The 18,298-nt window shown below is 59.8% G+C and carries 19 protein-coding genes; 11 read left to right on the forward strand and 8 right to left on the reverse strand.

Going from position 1 to position 18,298, the window contains the following annotated elements:
• Positions 1-202 precede the first annotated feature (202 nt).
• Genes lptM through AB4O11_RS07435 form a run of 6 tightly spaced genes read left to right on the forward strand, consistent with a single transcriptional unit; the run spans position 203 to position 4,812 of the window.
• A complete protein-coding gene (gene lptM / locus AB4O11_RS07410; protein ID WP_007911098.1) occupies positions 203-376 on the forward strand; it encodes an LPS translocon maturation chaperone LptM in 174 nt (57 codons plus the stop codon).
• Between the two features lie 9 nt (positions 377-385).
• A complete protein-coding gene (lysA, locus tag AB4O11_RS07415) occupies positions 386-1,633 on the forward strand; it encodes a diaminopimelate decarboxylase (protein ID WP_077575015.1) in 1,248 nt (415 codons plus the stop codon).
• Between the two features lie 3 nt (positions 1,634-1,636).
• Complete coding sequence (gene dapF / locus AB4O11_RS07420; RefSeq protein WP_257356594.1) at positions 1,637-2,467, forward strand: diaminopimelate epimerase; 831 nt, start codon at positions 1,637-1,639, stop codon at positions 2,465-2,467.
• Positions 2,468-2,480: 13 nt separating this feature from the next.
• Complete coding sequence (locus tag AB4O11_RS07425; protein WP_064116398.1) at positions 2,481-3,206, forward strand: DUF484 family protein; 726 nt, start codon at positions 2,481-2,483, stop codon at positions 3,204-3,206.
• A 2-nt stretch (positions 3,207-3,208) separates the two neighbouring features.
• On the forward strand, positions 3,209-4,108 hold the full coding sequence (gene xerC / locus AB4O11_RS07430) for a tyrosine recombinase XerC (RefSeq protein ID WP_007950060.1): 900 nt from the start codon (positions 3,209-3,211) through the stop codon (positions 4,106-4,108).
• Positions 4,105-4,812, forward strand: a complete 708-nt coding sequence (locus AB4O11_RS07435) for an HAD family hydrolase (RefSeq protein ID WP_320336158.1) — start codon at positions 4,105-4,107, stop codon at positions 4,810-4,812. The genes xerC and AB4O11_RS07435 overlap by 4 nt, the downstream gene beginning before the upstream one ends.
• Before the next feature lie 189 nt (positions 4,813-5,001).
• Here the strand turns inward: AB4O11_RS07435 and sutA are convergent, their stop codons facing one another.
• From sutA to glnK, 4 genes are all read right to left on the reverse strand, one after another.
• The gene (sutA, locus tag AB4O11_RS07440) at positions 5,002-5,328 is read right to left on the reverse strand and encodes a transcriptional regulator SutA (protein ID WP_460130395.1); all 327 of its coding nucleotides are present in this window, start codon (positions 5,326-5,328) and stop codon (positions 5,002-5,004) included.
• Between the two features lie 101 nt (positions 5,329-5,429).
• Positions 5,430-5,855: a secondary thiamine-phosphate synthase enzyme YjbQ gene (locus AB4O11_RS07445; protein ID WP_003229414.1), complete on the reverse strand. Its 426-nt coding sequence runs from the start codon at positions 5,853-5,855 to the stop codon at positions 5,430-5,432.
• Positions 5,856-6,070: 215 nt separating this feature from the next.
• Positions 6,071-7,408: an ammonium transporter gene (locus AB4O11_RS07450; protein ID WP_186620136.1), complete on the reverse strand. Its 1,338-nt coding sequence runs from the start codon at positions 7,406-7,408 to the stop codon at positions 6,071-6,073.
• 38 nt (positions 7,409-7,446) lie between these two features.
• Positions 7,447-7,785 carry a P-II family nitrogen regulator gene (gene glnK / locus AB4O11_RS07455; protein WP_002555808.1) on the reverse strand — a complete coding sequence of 113 codons (339 nt, stop codon included), beginning with the start codon at positions 7,783-7,785 and terminating at the stop codon, positions 7,447-7,449.
• A gap of 414 nt (positions 7,786-8,199) precedes the next feature.
• Between glnK and AB4O11_RS07460 the strand changes: the two genes are divergently transcribed.
• Both AB4O11_RS07460 and AB4O11_RS07465 read left to right on the forward strand, forming a co-directional pair.
• Entirely contained in the window at positions 8,200-8,460 is a 261-nt protein-coding gene (locus tag AB4O11_RS07460) for an accessory factor UbiK family protein (protein WP_008086041.1), read from the forward strand.
• 359 nt (positions 8,461-8,819) lie between these two features.
• The gene (locus AB4O11_RS07465; protein ID WP_257356597.1) at positions 8,820-9,347 is read left to right on the forward strand and encodes a BRO-N domain-containing protein; all 528 of its coding nucleotides are present in this window, start codon (positions 8,820-8,822) and stop codon (positions 9,345-9,347) included.
• Here the strand turns inward: AB4O11_RS07465 and AB4O11_RS07470 are convergent.
• Positions 9,342-9,611: a HigA family addiction module antitoxin gene (locus AB4O11_RS07470; RefSeq protein ID WP_460130396.1), complete on the reverse strand. Its 270-nt coding sequence runs from the start codon at positions 9,609-9,611 to the stop codon at positions 9,342-9,344. The genes AB4O11_RS07465 and AB4O11_RS07470 overlap by 6 nt on opposite strands.
• Positions 9,612-9,863: 252 nt before the next feature.
• On the opposite strand from AB4O11_RS07470, the gene AB4O11_RS07475 reads away from it, so the two are divergent.
• Both AB4O11_RS07475 and AB4O11_RS07480 read left to right on the forward strand, forming a co-directional pair.
• Entirely contained in the window at positions 9,864-10,328 is a 465-nt protein-coding gene (locus tag AB4O11_RS07475; protein WP_095187946.1) for a hypothetical protein, read from the forward strand.
• 381 nt (positions 10,329-10,709) lie between these two features.
• Positions 10,710-12,203 carry a YifB family Mg chelatase-like AAA ATPase gene (locus AB4O11_RS07480; RefSeq protein ID WP_460130397.1) on the forward strand — a complete coding sequence of 498 codons (1,494 nt, stop codon included), beginning with the start codon at positions 10,710-10,712 and terminating at the stop codon, positions 12,201-12,203.
• Here the strand turns inward: AB4O11_RS07480 and AB4O11_RS07485 are convergent.
• The 3 genes from AB4O11_RS07485 to AB4O11_RS07495 form a co-directional block, all read right to left on the reverse strand.
• Positions 12,200-13,414, reverse strand: coding sequence for an aldose 1-epimerase family protein (locus AB4O11_RS07485; RefSeq protein ID WP_460130398.1), 1,215 nt, complete (start codon positions 13,412-13,414; stop codon positions 12,200-12,202). The genes AB4O11_RS07480 and AB4O11_RS07485 overlap by 4 nt on opposite strands.
• 219 nt (positions 13,415-13,633) lie before the next feature.
• Positions 13,634-15,610 (reverse strand): methyl-accepting chemotaxis protein, encoded by a 1,977-nt coding sequence (locus tag AB4O11_RS07490; RefSeq protein WP_007920409.1) that lies wholly within the window; start codon positions 15,608-15,610, stop codon positions 13,634-13,636.
• A gap of 184 nt (positions 15,611-15,794) precedes the next feature.
• Positions 15,795-16,715 (reverse strand): LysR substrate-binding domain-containing protein, encoded by a 921-nt coding sequence (locus AB4O11_RS07495; protein ID WP_007920406.1) that lies wholly within the window; start codon positions 16,713-16,715, stop codon positions 15,795-15,797.
• A 158-nt stretch (positions 16,716-16,873) separates the two neighbouring features.
• Between AB4O11_RS07495 and AB4O11_RS07500 the strand changes: the two genes are divergently transcribed.
• On the forward strand, positions 16,874-18,268 hold the full coding sequence (locus AB4O11_RS07500) for a NorM family multidrug efflux MATE transporter (protein WP_093429680.1): 1,395 nt from the start codon (positions 16,874-16,876) through the stop codon (positions 18,266-18,268).
• The last annotated feature ends 30 nt before the right edge of the window (positions 18,269-18,298 follow it).

Consider the following 18,298-nt stretch of genomic DNA (forward strand, 5'->3'; position numbering starts at 1 on the left):
GTGGGAGCGAGCCTGCTCGCGAATGGCCGGCACATTCAACATTATTGTTGCCTGACACACCGCCATCGCGAGCAGGCTCGCTCCCTCAGGGTTACCAGTGCTCACGGACAAGCCCCGCCGGACGGGAACCCCCTCGCATAGGCAAGCTGCCGGGTGGCCGGTATACTCCGGCGCAATTAACGCATTTTTCAAGGATTTCGCCATGAAGCGCCTGATCTCTTCCCTTGCTGCGCTCGTCGCGGTTGCCTGCCTCGTTTCGGCCTGTGGTCAAAAAGGCCCGCTGTACCTGCCGGATGACGATCAGGACCCGGCCGAGCAAGCCCAGTCTTCGCAGAAGCAGCCGTCCAAAGCACACAAGCACGACGTTTACCAATAAGGGATCGCCATGGACGCTTTTAACTACCGTGGCGGGGAGCTGTTCGCGGAAGGTGTGGCGCTGTCCGCCATCGCCGATCGCTTCGGCACGCCCACCTACGTCTACTCCCGCGCGCACATCGAAGCCCAGTATCTGGCCTATGCCGATGCGTTGGCCGGCATGCCGCACCTGGTGTGCTTTGCGGTCAAAGCCAACTCCAACCTCGGCGTGCTGAATGTCCTGGCCCGTCTCGGTGCCGGTTTCGACATCGTTTCCCGTGGTGAGCTGGAGCGAGTGCTGGCCGCTGGCGGCAGCCCTGACAAGATCGTCTTCTCCGGTGTCGGCAAGACCCGTGACGACATGCGTCGCGCCCTCGAAGTCGGCGTGCACTGCTTCAACGTCGAATCCACCGACGAGCTGGAGCGCCTGCAAGTGGTCGCCGCCGAGCTGGGCGTTCGCGCCCCGGTATCGCTGCGGGTGAACCCGGACGTCGATGCCGGCACCCACCCTTACATTTCTACCGGTCTCAAAGAGAACAAGTTCGGCATCGCCATCGCCGACGCCGAAGACGTGTACGTGCGCGCCGCGCATCTGCCGAACCTGGAAGTGGTCGGTGTCGACTGCCACATCGGCTCGCAACTGACCACCCTGCCACCGTTCCTTGATGCGCTCGATCGCTTGCTGGATCTGGTCGATCGTCTCGGCGACTGCGGCATTCACCTGCGCCACATCGATCTCGGTGGTGGTTTGGGCGTGCGCTATCGCGATGAAGAGCCTCCATTGGCTGCCGACTACATCAAGGCTGTGCGCGAGCGCTTGAACGGACGTGACCTGGCGCTGGTGTTCGAGCCGGGCCGTTTCATCGTCGCCAATGCCGGCGTGCTGCTGACGCAGGTCGAGTACCTCAAGCACACCGAACATAAAGACTTCGCCATCGTCGACGCGGCGATGAACGACCTGATCCGCCCGGCGCTGTATCAGGCGTGGATGGACGTCACTGCGGTCAAACCGCGTGACACCGCTGCGCGCAAATACGACATCGTCGGCCCGATCTGCGAAACCGGTGACTTCCTCGCCAAGGACCGTGAATTGGCCCTGGCCGAAGGCGATCTGCTGGCCGTGCATTCGGCCGGTGCCTACGGTTTTGTGATGAGTTCCAACTACAACACCCGCGGCCGTGCTGCCGAAGTGTTGGTAGACGGTGATCAGGTTTTTGAAGTGCGCCGCCGCGAAACCGTGGCCGAGCTGTTTGCCGGCGAAAGCCTGCTGCCGGAGTAACCCATGCTGCTGCGTTTTACCAAAATGCACGGCTTGGGTAATGACTTCATGGTTCTCGACCTGGTCAGCCAGCACGCGCATATTCAGCCAAAGCACGCCAAGCAGTGGGGCGACCGCCACACCGGCATCGGTTTCGACCAGTTGCTGATCGTTGAGGCACCGAGCAATCCGGACGTGGATTTCCGTTACCGGATCTTCAATTCCGATGGCTCGGAAGTCGAGCAGTGCGGCAACGGTGCGCGCTGCTTTGCACGCTTCGTGCTCGACAAGCGTCTGACCGCCAAACGGCAGATTCGCGTCGAGACCAAGGGCGGCATCATCGAACTGGACGTGCGTAACGACGGCCAGATCGGCGTGAACATGGGCGCCCCGCGTCTGGTGCCAGCGGACATTCCGTTCGAAGCGCCGGCGCAGGCCAGCAGCTATCAACTGGAAGTCGACGGCACCACGGTCGAATTGGCCGCCGTGTCGATGGGCAACCCGCACGCCGTGTTGCGCGTGCAGGACATCAACAATGCACCGGTGCATGAACTGGGGCCGAAAATCGAACACCACCCGCGCTTCCCGGCGCGGGTCAATGTCGGCTTTCTCCAGGTCATCGACCGCAACCGCGCGCAACTGCGCGTGTGGGAACGTGGCGCCGGGGAAACCCAGGCCTGCGGCACCGGCGCGTGTGCAGCGGCTGTCGCTGCGATCAGCCAGGGGTGGATGGATTCGCCGCTATTGATCGACCTGCCCGGCGGGCGCCTGTCCATTGAATGGGCTGGCCCTGGCCAACCGGTTCTGATGACCGGTCCGGCAGTGCGTGTATACGAAGGACAAGTACGTCTTTGAGTGAGCAGAAACCATGACCGATAAGCCTCAGGTACCCGCCCGACAGTCCGACGAATCAGCGTCCGAGAGCCTGGAGGCGGCAGCGGTTGCCGCATACCTGGAGGCGCATCCGGACTTCTTCGTCGAGCACGAAGAACTGCTGCCCGCCCTGCGCATTCCTCACCAGCGTGGCGATACCGTTTCGCTGGTCGAGCGGCAGATGACCATTCTGCGCGACCGCAACATCGAGATGCGCCATCGCCTCTCGCAATTGATGGACGTCGCCCGCGACAACGATCGACTGTTCGACAAGACCCGCCGTCTCATACTGTCCCTGATGGACGCCGCTAGCCTCGAAGACGTGGTGATCAGCGTCGAAGACAGCCTGCGCCAGGATTTTCAGGTGCCCTTTGTCAGCCTGATTCTGCTCGGTGACAACCCGGCACCGGTCGGTCGCTGGGTCACTCACGCCGACGCACAAGTCGCCATCGGTGGCTTGCTCACCGAAGGCAAAAGCGTCAGCGGCAGCCTGCGTGAGCATGAGCTGGATTTTCTTTTCGGCGAAGAACAGCGCAAACAGATCGGCTCCACCGCCGTGGTTGCGGTCAGTCATCAAGGCATCCACGGCATTCTGGCGATCGCCAGCCGTGATCCGCAGCACTACAAGAGTTCGGTCGGTACGCTGTTCCTCAGCTATATCGCCGAAGTCATGGGCCGTGTGCTGCCACGGGTCAATAGCTCCCTGCGCTCGGTACGCTGAGCATGGAACGGCAACTGGACGCTTACTGCGAACACCTGCGCAGTGAGCGACAGGTGTCGCCGCACACGCTCTCGGCCTATCGCCGCGACCTCGATAAAGTCCTTGGCTGGTGCGTCAAACAGAACATCGGCAGCTGGGCGGCGCTAGACATTCAGCGCCTGCGAAGCCTGATCGCCCGTCTGCATGCGCAGGGCCAATCCTCGCGCAGTCTCGCGCGGCTGCTCTCGGCAGTACGCGGGCTCTATCACTATCTGAATCGCGAAGGTCTTTGCGACCACGATCCGGCGACCGGTCTGGCGCCGCCGAAGGGCGAACGTCGCCTGCCGAAAACCCTCGATACTGATCGCGCACTGCAACTGCTTGAAGGGGCGGTCGAGGATGATTTTCTTGCGCGGCGCGATCAGGCGATTCTTGAGTTGTTCTATTCTTCCGGCCTGCGCCTTTCCGAACTGACCGGACTCAATCTCGATCAACTCGACCTCGCCGATGGCATGGTTCAAGTCCTCGGCAAGGGCAGTAAGACCCGGCTGCTGCCGGTGGGCAAAAAGGCCCGCGAAGCCCTCGAACAATGGCTGCCTCTGCGGGCCATGACCAACCCCGCAGACGACGCCGTGTTCGTCAGCCAGCAAGGTCGGCGCCTCGGTCCACGGGCGATTCAGGTGCGAGTGAAACTGGCCGGCGAACGCGAACTGGGGCAGAACTTGCACCCGCACATGCTGCGCCACTCCTTCGCCAGCCACCTGCTCGAATCCTCGCAGGATCTGCGCGCGGTGCAGGAATTGCTCGGCCACTCGGACATCAAGACCACGCAGATCTACACCCACCTGGACTTCCAGCACCTGGCGGCGGTCTACGACAGTGCCCACCCACGGGCTAAACGCATGAAAGGCGATGATTCATGAGCATCCAGTTGATCACCTTCGACCTCGACGACACCTTGTGGGACACCGCTCCGGTGATCGTCAGCGCCGAAGCGATATTGCGCGAATGGCTGAGCGAACATGCGCCGAATCTGGGTGCGGTGCCGGTGGAGCATTTGTGGGGGATTCGTGAGCGGGTGCTGGCCAATGAGCCGGGGCTGAAACATCGCATCAGCGCGCTGCGCCGGCGGGTGTTGTTCCATGCACTGGAAGAAGCCGGGTACACCCATGACGAGGCGTCGGCGCTGGCGGACAAGAGTTTTGAAGTGTTTCTGCATGCTCGGCATCAGATCGAAGTGTTCCCTGAAGTCGAACCAGTACTGGAGATTCTCGCCAATCACTATGCGCTTGGCGTGGTCACCAATGGCAATGCTGATGTGCGTCGATTGGGCCTGGCGGACTACTTCAAGTTTGCGTTGTGCGCGGAAGATATCGGCATCGCCAAACCGGATGCTCGGTTGTTTCATGAAGCTTTGCAGCGCGGTGGTGCTACAGCCGAAACAGCGGTGCATATTGGCGATCATCCGGGCGATGACATCGCTGGAGCACAACAGGCGGGGTTGCGGGCAATCTGGTTTAATCCGGCGGGGAAAGTCTGGGAAGCGGATCGTCTGCCGGATGCCGAGATTCGCAGCCTGAGTGATTTGCCAGCCGTACTCGCACGCTGGAATGCCACCTCGAAATAATCCACAAACCCTGTGGGAGCGAGCTTGCTCGCGAAAGCGTCAGGTCAGTCACTGCAATGCTGTACGACCTACCGCATTCGCGAGCAAGCTCGCTCCCACAAGGGAACTGCATTCACTTCAGCTCATTTATTCCAGGCATGAAAAAGCCCGCAGCGACGGCGGGCCTTTTCAGCAAGCCAGCGGCACGCCTCAGATAGGGCGGCTGCCGTACTTGTTGTCCGGCTTCTTCGGCGGATCGGCGACCACATTGGCCTCCACTTCCTGCACTTTTCCGCCACGCGACAGGAACTCTTCCATGGCCTTGGCCAGGGCGTCGCGTTCCTTGTTCTTGGCTTCAATGCTCGGCAATTCATCTACCGACACCGCGGCCTTGGCTTTGCCTTTGGCAGCCGGGGCCGGCGTATCGTCGCCACCATCGTCTTCAGCAACGTCTTCCGCTGCTGCTTCCAGACCGTCCTCGGCCTCGTCTTCGTCGCCTACTTCGAGGTCGTCGGTTTCCAGATCATCGTCGCTCATGTTCTACCTCATGACTTGCGAAAAGCAGATTAGTTATAGACCAGCTTTGGCAACTGTCGAAAGTCGCCGTTAAAAAATCATTCACCGCTGCTGACCAGCGGCTATGCCCCTTCACCGTGCAAGGTGGCGAGGACTTTACGGGCACCGCCATGATCACGGTGCTCGCCCAGATAAACGCCTTGCCAGGTTCCCAGTGCCAACCGACCTGCCGAAACCGGCAGACTGATCTGGCAGCCAAGCACGCTGGCCTTGAAGTGCGCCGGGAGGTCGTCCAGGCCTTCGTCGTTATGCTCATAGCCGTCTGTTCCTTGTGGGATCAGACGATTGAAAAATCGTTCGAAGTCGCGACGAACCGCCGGATCGGCATTCTCGTTGATGGTCAACGACGCCGAGGTATGCTGCAGCCACAAATGCAACAGACCGACCCGACATGCCTTGAGTTCAGGCAGGCCGGCGAGTAACTCGTCCGTTACCAGATGAAAGCCCCGGGGTCTTGCCCGCAGAGTTATCAGAGTCTGTTGCCACATACAGTTCTCCGCACGTTCGGGGCGCATTCTAGCGCGCTCAGGGAAAAAACAAAGGCCCTAATATTCCTGCAATGATGTAAGCCATTGGCCGTAGAAAAACGCTCGTCGTAAACACGACCAAAGCCGTACGAAAAATCCTTTCAGCTGCTCTCTTTGCGACAAACTCCAGACAAAAAAATGCCCGGCGAACCGGGCAAGTTTTTTGCTGCGCGTACTTACAGGTTGTAGCCGCGTTCGTTGTGTTGTGCCAGATCGAGGCCGACCGATTCTTCTTCCTCGGTCACACGCAGACCCATCACAGCGTCCAGCACCTTGAGGATGATGAAGGTGACGATCGCGGTGTAGATCACCGTGAAGCCGACGCCTTTGCACTGAATCCACACTTGTGCGGCGATGTCGGTCACGGTGCCGAAGCCACCCAGCGACGGAGCAGCGAATACACCGGTGAGGATCGCGCCGAGGATACCGCCGATACCGTGTACGCCGAACGCGTCCAGGGAATCGTCATAACCGAGTTTGCGTTTAAGGGTGGTGGCGCAGAAGAAGCACACCACGCCTGCGGCCAGACCAATCACCAGTGCGCCCATCGGGCCCACGGTGCCGGCCGCCGGAGTAATCGCTACCAGACCGGCAACCACACCCGATGCGATACCCAGTGCGCTTGGCTTGCCGTGGGTGACCCACTCGGCAAACATCCAGCCCAGTGCCGCAGCAGCGGTAGCAATCTGAGTGACCAGCATCGCCATGCCGGCGGTGCCGTTGGCCGCTGCAGCGGAACCGGCGTTGAAGCCGAACCAGCCGACCCACAGCATCGCCGCGCCCATCAGGGTGTAACCGAGGTTGTGCGGAGCCATCGGCGTGGTCGGGAAGCCTTTGCGCTTGCCCAATACCAGGCAGGCAATCAGACCAGCCACACCGGCGTTGATGTGCACCACGGTGCCGCCCGCGAAGTCGAGCACGCCCCAGTCCCACATCAGGCCGCCGTTGCCGGACCAGACCATGTGCGCGATCGGCGCATAAACCAGGGTGAACCAGACGCCCATGAAGATCAGCATCGCGGAGAACTTCATCCGCTCGGCGAACGCACCGACGATCAGCGCCGGGGTGATGATCGCGAAGGTCATCTGGAAGGTGATGAACACCGCCTCAGGGAACAGCGCCGCTGGGCCGGTCAGGCTCGACGGCGTGACACCGGCGAGGAACGCCTTGCCCATGCCGCCGAAGAACGAGTTGAAGTTGACGACGCCCTGCTCCATGCCGGTGGTGTCGAACGCAATACTGTAGCCATAAATGACCCACAGGATGCTGATCAGACCGGTAATGGCGAAGCACTGCATCATCACGGAAAGAATGTTTTTCGAGCGAACCATGCCGCCGTAGAACAGCGCCAGGCCCGGGATGGTCATGAACAGCACAAGGGCTGTCGAGGTGAGCATCCAGGCAGTGTCGCCGGAATTGAGGACTGGGGCCGCCACTTCGTCTGCCGCCATTGCAAGGCTTGGCATTACGATGGACAACAGGGCTCCTAGCCCTGCGAATTTACGCAGAGTCATATTGTTTTCTCCTGGGGCGTTGGGGTTTGTGGCGGCGCTTAGATCGCGTCGGTATCGGTCTCGCCGGTACGGATGCGGATCGCCTGTTCCAGATTGACCACGAAGATCTTGCCGTCACCGATCTTGCCGGTGTTGGCCGCTTTGGTTATCGCCTCGATAACCCGATCCAGATCCTTGTCGTCGATGGCCACGTCGATTTTCACCTTGGGCAGAAAATCGACCACATATTCCGCGCCGCGATACAGCTCGGTGTGACCCTTCTGCCGGCCGAAGCCTTTGACTTCAGTAACGGTAATGCCCTGCACGCCGATTTCGGACAGCGACTCGCGCACGTCGTCCAACTTGAACGGCTTGATGATGGCAGTGACTAGCTTCATGAAAACTCTCTCCCGAATTGGTGGACTTGCCCCAGGAAAACAAACCCGACTCAAGTCTAAGCGCAGTGCCTGGCTTTGTAACGCATCGTCGGCCTTACCTGCCCGACTGACGCCAGCTAACCGCTGCCGACGAAACTCCCCGCTCCGTCTGCCGCACTGCATTCGTCACAGCGACTGCATCAGTGCATGGGTCGAAGGTGACTAAGCAGAAACCTTGCCATCTCGCCAAAATCCCCTGATTTCAATCCCTTGGCCGCTGCTGCAAGCCATTGCACCCAAAACGCCATCCGGATACGCACAACAACGGTGCGTCGCCGTCCATCCGCCTGCGCGAAAAGCGTGCATCCCTGACCACGAGATTGACTATAGACACTGCGTGATACACTGCCGGCCATTGTTTCCAGGACATCCACCATGCTCGCGCCCAAAGACTTCCTCGACGCCCTGAGCGGCACCGCCTCCCGCCTGTTCAACGGCGACACCCCGCTGCCGAAAGCCGAAATCGAAAGCCAGTTCAAGATGCTGCTGCAGAGTGCCTTCAGCAAACTCGACCTGGTCAGCCGTGAAGAGTTTGATAGTCAGATGGTTGTGTTGGCGCGTACTCGCGCTCGCCTCGAAAGCCTCGAAGCCAAAGTCGCCGAGATGGAAGCCAAGCTGACGCCGCCCGCTGAATAATCCGCGCCCCCTGTAGGAGCTGCCGAAGGCTGCGATCTTTTGATCTCCAGCCCTTCAACCATCCCGGCAACGTCCTACAACCTGAATGACCGCCGTCCGATTGCGCCGAAAAGCCCAGGTTTCTAAGCTCACCCGATGCTGAATGTTCAGCACCGGGTTTGGCGACCCGAACAGCTTAAGGCGCACGACAACCATGATGGCGGCTACATTTACCGCCACATCGTTTCATGGCGGTTGTGCGTGGGAGACCTTCGGGTCTGCCGGGTTCCTTTTGCTCCGGTTCGCCAACCCGCGTACAACTGCCACCCAATCGTTTGGCGACGATTGAGGGCAGCCCCTTAAGCAAGAGGAACTGCTCCATGAATCAAGAAGAGACTTATCTAAGCCCGCACATCTTCACCCGCCACAAACTCCCCCTCCACGCCCTTCTCATCCAGAACCAACCCTGGTTCTGCGCCCGAGACCTGAGCCGCCTGCTGCACATCTACCTCAACGAACGCATGCTGCGAAAGCTCGACCCCGACCAATACCAAACCCGTAAAACCCTGATCCACAATCAAATCGAAAACACCCTGCTGATCAGCGAATCCGGCATCTACGCCCTCCTCGTCTACCACTACTGCCCCGAATACCGAGCGCTACGCGAATGGCTCACCCACCAGGTCATCCCCACCCTGCGCGACGCCCAACATCCCTGCACAAGCGAACGTCCACACCTGAGCCTGCTCAGTTGGCCGGACATGACGTTGAGTTTGTTGCATTGGAATAATCAGCCGTGGATACGGTTGCAGGATGTGCCGTTGATGATGGTGGAACGGGAACAGACCAAGCGCCCAATGACGGGGCCATGGTGGAAAAGAGCTTCGCGGATGCTGCAGTCGCTATAAGCCCGCATGCCTGAGCTGGGCCCTGCGCAAATCGTAAGTCGATTGGAGATTCATCCAGAACTCATGCGTAGTGTTGAGATAAGTGGCAAGGCTGATTGCTAGGTCGGCGCAGATCCTCAACTGGCATTTCACAAGCTTTTCGATCTCACTTGCGGGCCAGTTCGTGGGCATGGCCAGATCCATGATAGTCATGCCCAACGGCTCCATGAATTCCTTATTCAGAACCTCGCCCGGATGAATCGGGCGCATACCATTGCGGTTCATTTCTCGGCTCCAGAGGCTGCATTGAGCGGCCAAACTGGAGCATCCGACTCCGCGATACAAGATCGTCGAAACCCTTTCGCCGGCGTCCTACAACTATTAGGGCACGGCCCTACAAAAATCAGCGTCTGCGCCTGATTCCGTGAGTTGTTCGCTGTGATTACGCTGGTGGCTTTCGCCTGCGCTGGTCGATCCAACAAGTCGAATTGCAGACGAATCACATTGATCGCCAGACACTCTGGTTCTGGATCCCTCTTGTCTGACTTGCTCAAACTCAAAGAAAACACGCTGGTTCAGCATCCAGATGGCGGTTACATCTTCGGCACGATCCCCGATATGCCAAAGTTCGGCTTGCCAGGCGGGAAAATTTATTTGCGAGTAGGTATTCACCGCCGAGCGAATAGCGGTTTTGGCGTAGTACACGTATGGGAAGCCCATAGAGCCGACTTGCTCAAACATGGTTGCCAGACTGTCGATGGGGTAGCAGCGATTGTTGCGAAAATGATCGTCCCGGGAGCGCAAATCTATTGCGAGTTCAAAGAACAGCGATGTGGAAACAGGGTCGCGGTACTGAAGACATCTATGGGAACACTGATTCTTGAACCGCGACACGAGCGCGCCACAGGATTTGGTTACTTCGTGGTGACTTGGTACCCGCAAAAGCGCGCGCATGGCACGTTGGTGGGGCAGATACCACGGGCATCATCCAATCAGAAATAAAAAAGGCGTCCAATGGACGCCTTTTAAGTATTTTTTGAGGAGTAGTCGCAGCGATTCTTTAGCTCCTGGCTTTACAGCCTTGGGTTCAGAATCCGACAGGCTCGCCCGTCGTCACTACTTCAGAGAAACCAGCTTTCTCTGCTGCCAAAAATGCGGGGGAGCTTTTGCTGGTGCCCAGTCCCGACGAATGCGCAGTTGCAGTCCTCGGACGGGATGATCCGTCAATGCCGGTCGAGAGTCAACGCTCCAATTCAGGGAAGCAGTGCCGCGCCATTGGGTTTTGATACGTCTTGTAAACCTCTATTCCAGCACTGAAACCCGGCTCAACTACCCTTAAAAAACCCGCAGGAAGCGGCCCCCGATTCAGCTCAAGGAACGACCATGTCCCTCTCCATCGTCCACAGTCGCGCCCAGATTGGCGTGGAAGCCCCCGCCGTCACCGTCGAAGTGCATCTGGCCAACGGCCTGCCGTCGCTGACCATGGTCGGCCTGCCCGAGGCGGCGGTGAAGGAGAGCAAGGATCGCGTGCGCAGCGCGATCATCAATTCCGGGCTGCAGTTTCCGGCGCGGCGGATCACCCTGAATCTGGCGCCGGCGGATCTGCCCAAGGATGGCGGGCGGTTTGATCTGGCGATTGCCTTGGGAATTCTATCGGCGAGTGTGCAGGTGCCGTGTCTGACGCTGGATGAGGTGGAATGTCTGGGTGAGTTGGCGTTGTCCGGCGCCGTACGAGCGGTGCGTGGGGTGTTGCCGGCAGCGTTGGCGGCGCGCAAGGCGGGTCGTGCACTGGTGGTGCCGCGAGCGAATGCCGAGGAGGCCTGTCTGGCTTCGGGATTGAAGGTGTTTGCGGTGGATCATTTGCTGGAGGCAGTGGCGCATTTCAATGGGCATACGCCGGTTGAGCCCTATGTCTCCGACGGACTGATGCATGCCAGCAAGCCTTATCCCGACTTGAATGAAGTGCAGGGGCAAGTGGCGGCGAAACGGGCATTGCTGATTGCCGCTGCGGGTGCGCATAACCTGCTGTTCAGTGGGCCGCCGGGAACTGGAAAAACGCTGTTAGCTAGTAGGCTACCGGGACTGTTGCCGCCGCTTGCCGAGAGTGAAGCTTTGGAGGTCGCGGCGATTCAGTCAGTCGCCAGTGGTGCACCGCTAACCCATTGGCCGCAGCGTCCCTTCCGTCAACCGCACCATTCGGCCTCCGGGCCGGCACTGGTGGGTGGCAGCTCGAAACCGCAACCCGGCGAGATTACCCTCGCCCACCATGGCGTGCTGTTTCTCGATGAACTGCCGGAGTTTGATCGCAAGGTGCTGGAGGTGCTGCGCGAGCCGCTGGAGTCCGGGCATATCGTGATTGCCCGGGCCAAGGATCGCGTGCGTTTCCCGGCGCGATTTCAGTTGGTGGCGGCGATGAACCCGTGTCCCTGTGGATATCTTGGCGAGCCGAGTGGCAAGTGTTCCTGCACGCCGGACATGGTGCAGCGCTATCGCAACAAACTCTCGGGGCCGTTGCTGGACCGGATCGACTTGCACCTGACAGTGGCGCGGGAAGCGACGGCGTTGAACCCGCAGGTGAAGCCGGGAGAGGACAGCGCCAGCGCCGCAGCACTGGTAGCCGAGGCTCGCGAACGACAGCAAAAGCGTCAAGGCTGTGCCAATGCGTTTCTCGATCTGCCGGGATTGAAGCGGCACTGCAAGTTATCCACAGCCGATGAGAAGTGGCTGGAATCAGCCTGTGAACGGCTGACGCTATCGCTACGCTCAGCGCATCGCCTACTCAAAGTCGCCCGGACACTGGCCGACCTTGAGCAAGTCGATGCAATCAAACGCGAACACTTGGCCGAGGCACTGCAATACCGGCCGGCAATTCCTTAATGCTCGGTCAGATCAACCAGAGGCGTCTGCCGCACTTCGGTTTCACGCCCGGCCTGAATCTCGCTCACACGCTTCAAGGCGTTATCCACAGCACCTTTGTCCGCGAGCAGGCTGTAGCTGATCTGGAACTGTTTGTGTTCTTTGGGTGCAATGGTCGGCACCAGATTCAGCGGACGCTGATAGCGACGGTTGTAGGAAAAACTGGTGCCCGGCTCCAGTCCCGTGACATAGCCCTGCCCTTGGGTATCGGTGTTTTTCCACAGGGAGAACACCGGCAACTGCTGGGTATTGAAGCCAACAGAAACACCGAGGCTGCCGACCTTATTGTGCAAAACCGTCAGGGTTTCGCCTTTGGCATCAGCATAGGGCACGACGTTGTAGACGGTTTCGTCGTAGTCCTTGGTCGGCGCGCGATAGGTCTGCCAGTCGGCCAGGTCGCCCTTGGCCTTATCGTTGAACGGCGACACCTGTTTTACCGGCGCAGCAAATCGTGCGCCTTGCTCGAGGAACGGCGTACTGAAGTTGCTGTGATACAGCGCCTGGTATTCCTTCGGATAATCGCCGTTGTTGGTCAGCGTATCGTTGAGTGCGAAGCGCACGCTGCCGGGCTCGGTGACCAGTTCAGTGACGACCGAGAAGTCGACTTTCTTGAACGCTTGCTCTTTCAGCTCGCCGCGCAAGCTGATGGCGTAGGGCGGCTTTTCGTCGATGTGCAGCGTGACCGTACTGGCCGGGATGTTGGCGGCGCGTCCGTGCAAGGTCAGCAATTCACCATTGTCCATACCGGGATGGCCGACCCACTCGTAACCGCAGCGGGTCACCAGCTCGTTGAAACCTTCCAGCCAGCCCAGCCCACCGCGTCCGTTAAGTTCGATAAAGGCCGGGTTGACCACGTCCTTGACAGGCGAATCCCAACCCATGCGTACATTGCCGACAGAGGCTTGCAAGACATTCATGCCTCGGGTTGGCACCACCGAGAGTTTCATCGTGCCGTTATCGATATCAACAATGCTGACGCCTTCCTGCCGCCCACCGTGCAAGGTACGCAGGCTTACGGAGAAGGGTTTGTCGGTTTTCACGCCGAGTTGCTCACTGGTGATGGTCCAGTTTTGCGCGGGTTTGTTGGCATCGAGAAGAACGTAATCCCAAGCCATGGCGTGGGAAGCAGCAGAGAGTGCGCCGAGAGCGACGGCGAGTTTGAGCGGGGTCATGGCAGCAGCCTTTATTGGAGTTGTGCCATTTTTATAGCGCTGCGGAAACGTTTCAGCAAGTGTAACGGAGCTTGCGATCGTGTGATTTATCAAGAATTGGCAGGGATGCCTTCGCGAGCAAGCTCGCTCCCACAAGGTTTTCGGGTGTTCACACAATTTGTGAGCTACCCCGGAAAATGTGGGAGCGAGCTTGCTCGCGAAAGCTATATCAAGGCTGTATCAACGGAAGCGATCAACCTCGGAACGCAAATCCGCCGCCAGTTTCTCCAGCTCTTTAGCCGTCACCGCCAGGTTCGACACAACCTCACGCTGCTCACTGTTCGCCAACGCAATGCTCTGCAAGTTGCTGCTCAACAAGGTCGCAGTGCTGCTCTGCTCCTGAGTGGCCGTGGTAATCGCAGCAAACTGCTGCCCCGCCGAACGGCTCTGCTCATCGATACGCGCCAGCGCCGACGCAACGTTGGCGTTGCGCGACAAGCCTTCCTGCATCAGCACATTGCCCTGCTCCATGGTGCTGATCGCGTTGCCGGTTTCCTGCTGGATGCTGTGGATCATGCTGGAAATCTCGTCGGTCGCCTGACGGGTGCGCGAAGCCAGGCTGCGCACTTCATCGGCCACCACAGCAAAGCCACGACCCTGCTCACCAGCACGGGCAGCTTCGATTGCTGCGTTAAGTGCCAGAAGGTTGGTCTGCTCGGCGATCGAGGTGATCACACCCACGATGCCGCCGATTTCCTGCGAGCGCTGACCGAGGGTGTTGATCACGGTGGCGGTGCTGTTCAGGGCGCCAGCGATTTGCTCCAGCGAGGACGACGCTTCTTCCATCGAGCTGCGGCCAATCTGCGTTTGCTGGGCATTTTCCTGCGCCAGACGCTGGGTCGCGCCCATGTTGTCGGCGATGTTCAACGACGTCGCACTGAACTCTTCCACCGCGCCGGCCATGCTGGTGATTTCGCCAGATTGTTGCTCCATGCCTTCATACGCACCACCGGACAAACCGGACAGGGCCTGGGCACGGCTATTGACCTCTTCCGAAGAGCGGCGGATGTGCTCGACCATGGTCGACAGCGCCTGGCTCATCTGGTTGAACGCGCGCGACAACTGACCGATTTCATCGTTGCTCGATACGTTCAGGCGAACGCTCAGATCACCGGCGCCCAAGGCCTCGGCCTGACGCACCAGATCCCCCAGAGGCGCCAGTTTGCTGCGCAGCAGCCAGACCACAGATCCGACCGCCAGCAGCATCGCCAACAGACTGCCAATGGCCAGTTGCGTACCCACGCTCCAGGTCACCGCGCGGATCTCGGCTTTCGGCATGCTCGCCACGACCGACCATGGCCCGCCATCGAACGGCACGGCAATGCTGTAGAAATCTTCCGAGGTGTCGCTCCAGAACTCACCCTTGCCCGGCTTTGCAGCCAAACCTTTGATCACCGGAACGGCTTGATCCAGCGCCTGCACCCCCGCTGGCGCGACCAGCCATTTGTTTTGCTCGTCGAGCAACGCCAGCGAACCGCTCTGGCCAATGCGGAAGCGCTTGAGGTTATCGAACTGGATGTTCTGCGCGTCGGTGTAATCGAAGCCGACGAACAGCACCGCAATCACCTTGCCGCTGCCATCACGCACCGGGGTGTATTGGGTCATGTAGGAGCGATCGAACAGCAAGGCGCGACCGACGTAACCCTGCCCCGCCATCAACTTCGCGTAGGCCGGGTGCGCGTGATCGAGCAAGGTGCCGATGGCACGGGTGCCATCCTGTTTGGTCAGCGAAGTGCTGACGCGGATGAAGTCTTCGCCGCTGCGCACGAACAGTGTGGCGACGCCGGCGGTCATCTGCTTGAACTCGTCGACTTCCTTGAAGTTGTTGTTCAGCACTTCGCTGCCCAGGTGCAGGCCCGGGGTCTGGGTGCCGGCAACATTCACCGGCTCACTCGGGTGAATGCTCAGACCTGCGCTAAAGCGCTTCTCGAACAGCCCGCTCAGGCGCTGGGTGCTTTCACGCAGCGTGCCGTGGAAGGTGCTCAGTTGGTCGGCCAGCAGCCGCGCCTCACTGGCCAGATGCTCTTCACGGGTGGCGAGGTTGGCGGAGTCCAGCGAACGCAAGGCGAACACCGTACTGCCACTGATAACTATCGCCAGTATTACAGCGAGCGCGAGGCCCAGCTGCGAGGCGATCCGAGCGCGAGGTTGAGACATGGACAGCTCCTGGCCGAGCCACGGGATCCTCCTTGATCTCGACTCGGAAATTTTTCTGGTTGTGTGGGTGAATCGTGGATACCGGCACGACGGTTCCACAAGCACGTATTCGGCGGTGGATCCAAATACTTGAGCGGAAAACAAGGTTATGGCACAAGGCCGGCATTGTGGCGGCTCTAACGTTTCAGCTCAAGCGCGCAACCGCCGGCAACTCCATGGCGCGGACTTCGCTTTGCAGAAAGTCGCTGAGACGGCGCAAACGTTCACCTCCCGGGCGGGTCTTTGGCCACACAAGGTAGTAATTCAAGCCGCTGGCGACCGCGGTTGGCCACGGCAGGCTCAGCCTTCCCTGCGCCACATCTTCGGCGACCATCAACAGGTCGCCCATCGATACACCGTACCCGCGCGCCGCCGCGATCATGCCCAATTCGAGGGTATCGAACACTTGCCCACCCTTGAGTGACACCTGATCGGACAGCCCCATGTGTTCCAGCCAACTGCGCCAATCGCGACGGTCCGGTGTCGGGTGAAGTAATTCGGTGCAAGCCAGTCGAGCCAGATCCCACGGCTGATCATTCAGCAGGTTTGGCGCCCCCACCGGAATCAGCTCTTCAGGAAACAGCAGGCTCGCCTCCCAATCCGGCGGAAAATGCCCGTCACTCAACAGCACCGCGCAGTCGAACGGCTCATCGTTAAAGTCCACCGAATCGACGTCCATCCACGCACTGGTCAGTTGCACTTCGTTGCCAGGCTGCAAATGACGGAAGCGACTCAGGCGCGCGAGCAACCAGCGCATGGTCAGGGTCGAGGGCGCTTTCATGCGCAAAATGTCGTCCTCGGCACGCAAGGTATTGCAGGCCCGCTCCAGCGCACTGAAGCCTTCGCGGATCCCGGGCAGCAGCAACCGCGCCGCTTCGGTCAGTTGCAGATTGCGCCCGCTGCGATGAAACAGCCGACAGGCGAAGTGATCTTCGAGGGTCCGAATATGCCGACTTACCGCACTCTGGGTAATCGACAGTTCCTCGGCAGCCCGGGTGAACGAACTATGTCGCGCCGCCGCTTCAAATGCGCGCAAGGCATACAAGGGAGGAAGACGACGAGACATGCAGAAAGCTCCGATAGCGGGATAAAGCCAATCTTAAACCGTTTACTCAGGATGAGTTTTAATCATGCCACCCATCCTTTTTATCCCTTTGTGCAAAGCCCGCCAAGCGCCGAGAATCGACGGTCTCCTGTTCCCTCTGAAATTGAGTGGTGATGACCATGCAGCATCCTGTGCGTACCGAACTCTGGGCCATTCTGCGGCTGGCAGGGCCGTTGATTGCTTCACAGTTGGCGCACATGTTGATGGTGCTGACTGACACGTTGATGATGGCGCGCCTGAGTCCTGAAGCGCTTGCGGGCGGCGGTCTCGGTGCGGCGACTTATTCGTTCGTGTCGATTTTCTGCATCGGCGTGATTGCAGCGGTCGGCACATTGGTGGCGATTCGCAAGGGCGCCGGCGACATCATTGGCGCTGCGCGTCTGACCCAGGCCGGATTGTGGCTGGCGTGGCTGATGGCGCTGGGCGCCGGGTTGCTGCTGTGGAACCTGAAACCGGTGTTGCTGCTGTTCGGCCAGACCGAAACCAACGTCAACGCGGCCGGGCAATTCCTGATTGCCCTGCCCTTCGCCCTGCCCGGCTACCTGAGCTTCATGGCCCTGCGCGGTTTCACCAGTGCAATCGGCCGGGCGACACCGGTGATGGTCATCAGCCTGGCCGGCACGGTGGCGAATTTCCTGCTCAATTACGCGCTGATCACCGGCATGTTCGGTCTGCCGAAAATGGGCCTGACGGGCATCGGCCTGGTCACAGCGATTGTCGCCAATTGCATGGCGTTGGCGCTGGCCTGGCATATTCGCCGGCATCCGGCCTATGACGCTTATCCATTGCGCGAAGGCTTGTCGCGGCCCAACCGGCAATATCTCAAAGAACTGTGGCGCCTCGGCCTGCCAATCGGCGGCACCTACGCGGTGGAAGTCGGTTTGTTCGCCTTCGCGGCGTTGTGCATGGGCACCATGGGCAGCACGCAATTGGGCGCGCACCAGATTGCCCTGCAAATTGTCTCGGTGGCGTTCATGGTGCCGGCGGGGATGTCGTACGCGATCACCATGCGCGTCGGCCAGCATTACGGCGCCGGGCAACTGAGTGATGCGCGGATGTCCGGACGGGTCGGGATCGTCTTTGGCGCGGTGGTGATGTTGGGATTCGCGATGGTGTTCTGGCTGTTGCCGAACCAGTTGGTCGGGTTGTTCCTCGATCACAATGATCCGGCGTTTGCCGAGGTGATTCGCCTGGCGGTGAGCCTGCTGGCAGTGGCGGCGTGGTTCGAGCTGTTCGACGGCACGCAGACGATTGCCATGGGTTGCATTCGTGGCCTCAAGGATGCAAAGACCACGTTTCTGGTCGGGCTCGCTTGCTATTGGCTGATTGGCGCACCGGCGGCATGGTGGATGGCGTTCCATTTGAACTGGGGGCCGACGGGTGTCTGGTGGGGATTGGCGCTGGGCCTGGCGTGTGCGGCGGTGAGTTTGACGCTGGCGTTTGAATGGAAGATGAAGCGGATGATTCGGCTGGAGCCGCAATCTCGGGGCTTCAACATCCCTCAACCTGAATGAAGTTCCCCTGTGGGAGCGAGCTTGCTCGCG

This window comes from Pseudomonas sp. H1_D05 (genome assembly GCF_054682705.1).

Bases quoted from the DNA above. Each gene is read 5' to 3' on its own strand.
- lptM (WP_007911098.1), top strand. From the start codon at position 203: ATGAAGCGCCTGATCTCTTCCCTTGCTGCGCTCGTCGCGGTTGCCTGC.
- AB4O11_RS07465 (WP_257356597.1), top strand. From the start codon at position 8,820: ATGAATCAAGAAGAGACTTATCTAAGCCCGCACATCTTCACCCGCCAC.
- AB4O11_RS07445 (WP_003229414.1), bottom strand. From the start codon at position 5,855: ATGTGGCAACAGACTCTGATAACTCTGCGGGCAAGACCCCGGGGCTTT.
- AB4O11_RS07495 (WP_007920406.1), bottom strand. From the start codon at position 16,715: ATGTCTCGTCGTCTTCCTCCCTTGTATGCCTTGCGCGCATTTGAAGCG.
- AB4O11_RS07425 (WP_064116398.1), top strand. From the start codon at position 2,481: ATGACCGATAAGCCTCAGGTACCCGCCCGACAGTCCGACGAATCAGCG.
- AB4O11_RS07490 (WP_007920409.1), bottom strand. From the start codon at position 15,610: ATGTCTCAACCTCGCGCTCGGATCGCCTCGCAGCTGGGCCTCGCGCTC.
- lysA (WP_077575015.1), top strand. From the start codon at position 386: ATGGACGCTTTTAACTACCGTGGCGGGGAGCTGTTCGCGGAAGGTGTG.
- AB4O11_RS07480 (WP_460130397.1), top strand. From the start codon at position 10,710: ATGTCCCTCTCCATCGTCCACAGTCGCGCCCAGATTGGCGTGGAAGCC.
- glnK (WP_002555808.1), bottom strand. From the start codon at position 7,785: ATGAAGCTAGTCACTGCCATCATCAAGCCGTTCAAGTTGGACGACGTG.
- sutA (WP_460130395.1), bottom strand. From the start codon at position 5,328: ATGAGCGACGATGATCTGGAAACCGACGACCTCGAAGTAGGCGACGAA.
- AB4O11_RS07485 (WP_460130398.1), bottom strand. From the start codon at position 13,414: ATGACCCCGCTCAAACTCGCCGTCGCTCTCGGCGCACTCTCTGCTGCT.
- xerC (WP_007950060.1), top strand. From the start codon at position 3,209: ATGGAACGGCAACTGGACGCTTACTGCGAACACCTGCGCAGTGAGCGA.
- dapF (WP_257356594.1), top strand. From the start codon at position 1,637: ATGCTGCTGCGTTTTACCAAAATGCACGGCTTGGGTAATGACTTCATG.
- AB4O11_RS07470 (WP_460130396.1), bottom strand. From the start codon at position 9,611: ATGAACCGCAATGGTATGCGCCCGATTCATCCGGGCGAGGTTCTGAAT.
- AB4O11_RS07500 (WP_093429680.1), top strand. From the start codon at position 16,874: ATGCAGCATCCTGTGCGTACCGAACTCTGGGCCATTCTGCGGCTGGCA.
- AB4O11_RS07450 (WP_186620136.1), bottom strand. From the start codon at position 7,408: ATGACTCTGCGTAAATTCGCAGGGCTAGGAGCCCTGTTGTCCATCGTA.
- AB4O11_RS07460 (WP_008086041.1), top strand. From the start codon at position 8,200: ATGCTCGCGCCCAAAGACTTCCTCGACGCCCTGAGCGGCACCGCCTCC.
- AB4O11_RS07435 (WP_320336158.1), top strand. From the start codon at position 4,105: ATGAGCATCCAGTTGATCACCTTCGACCTCGACGACACCTTGTGGGAC.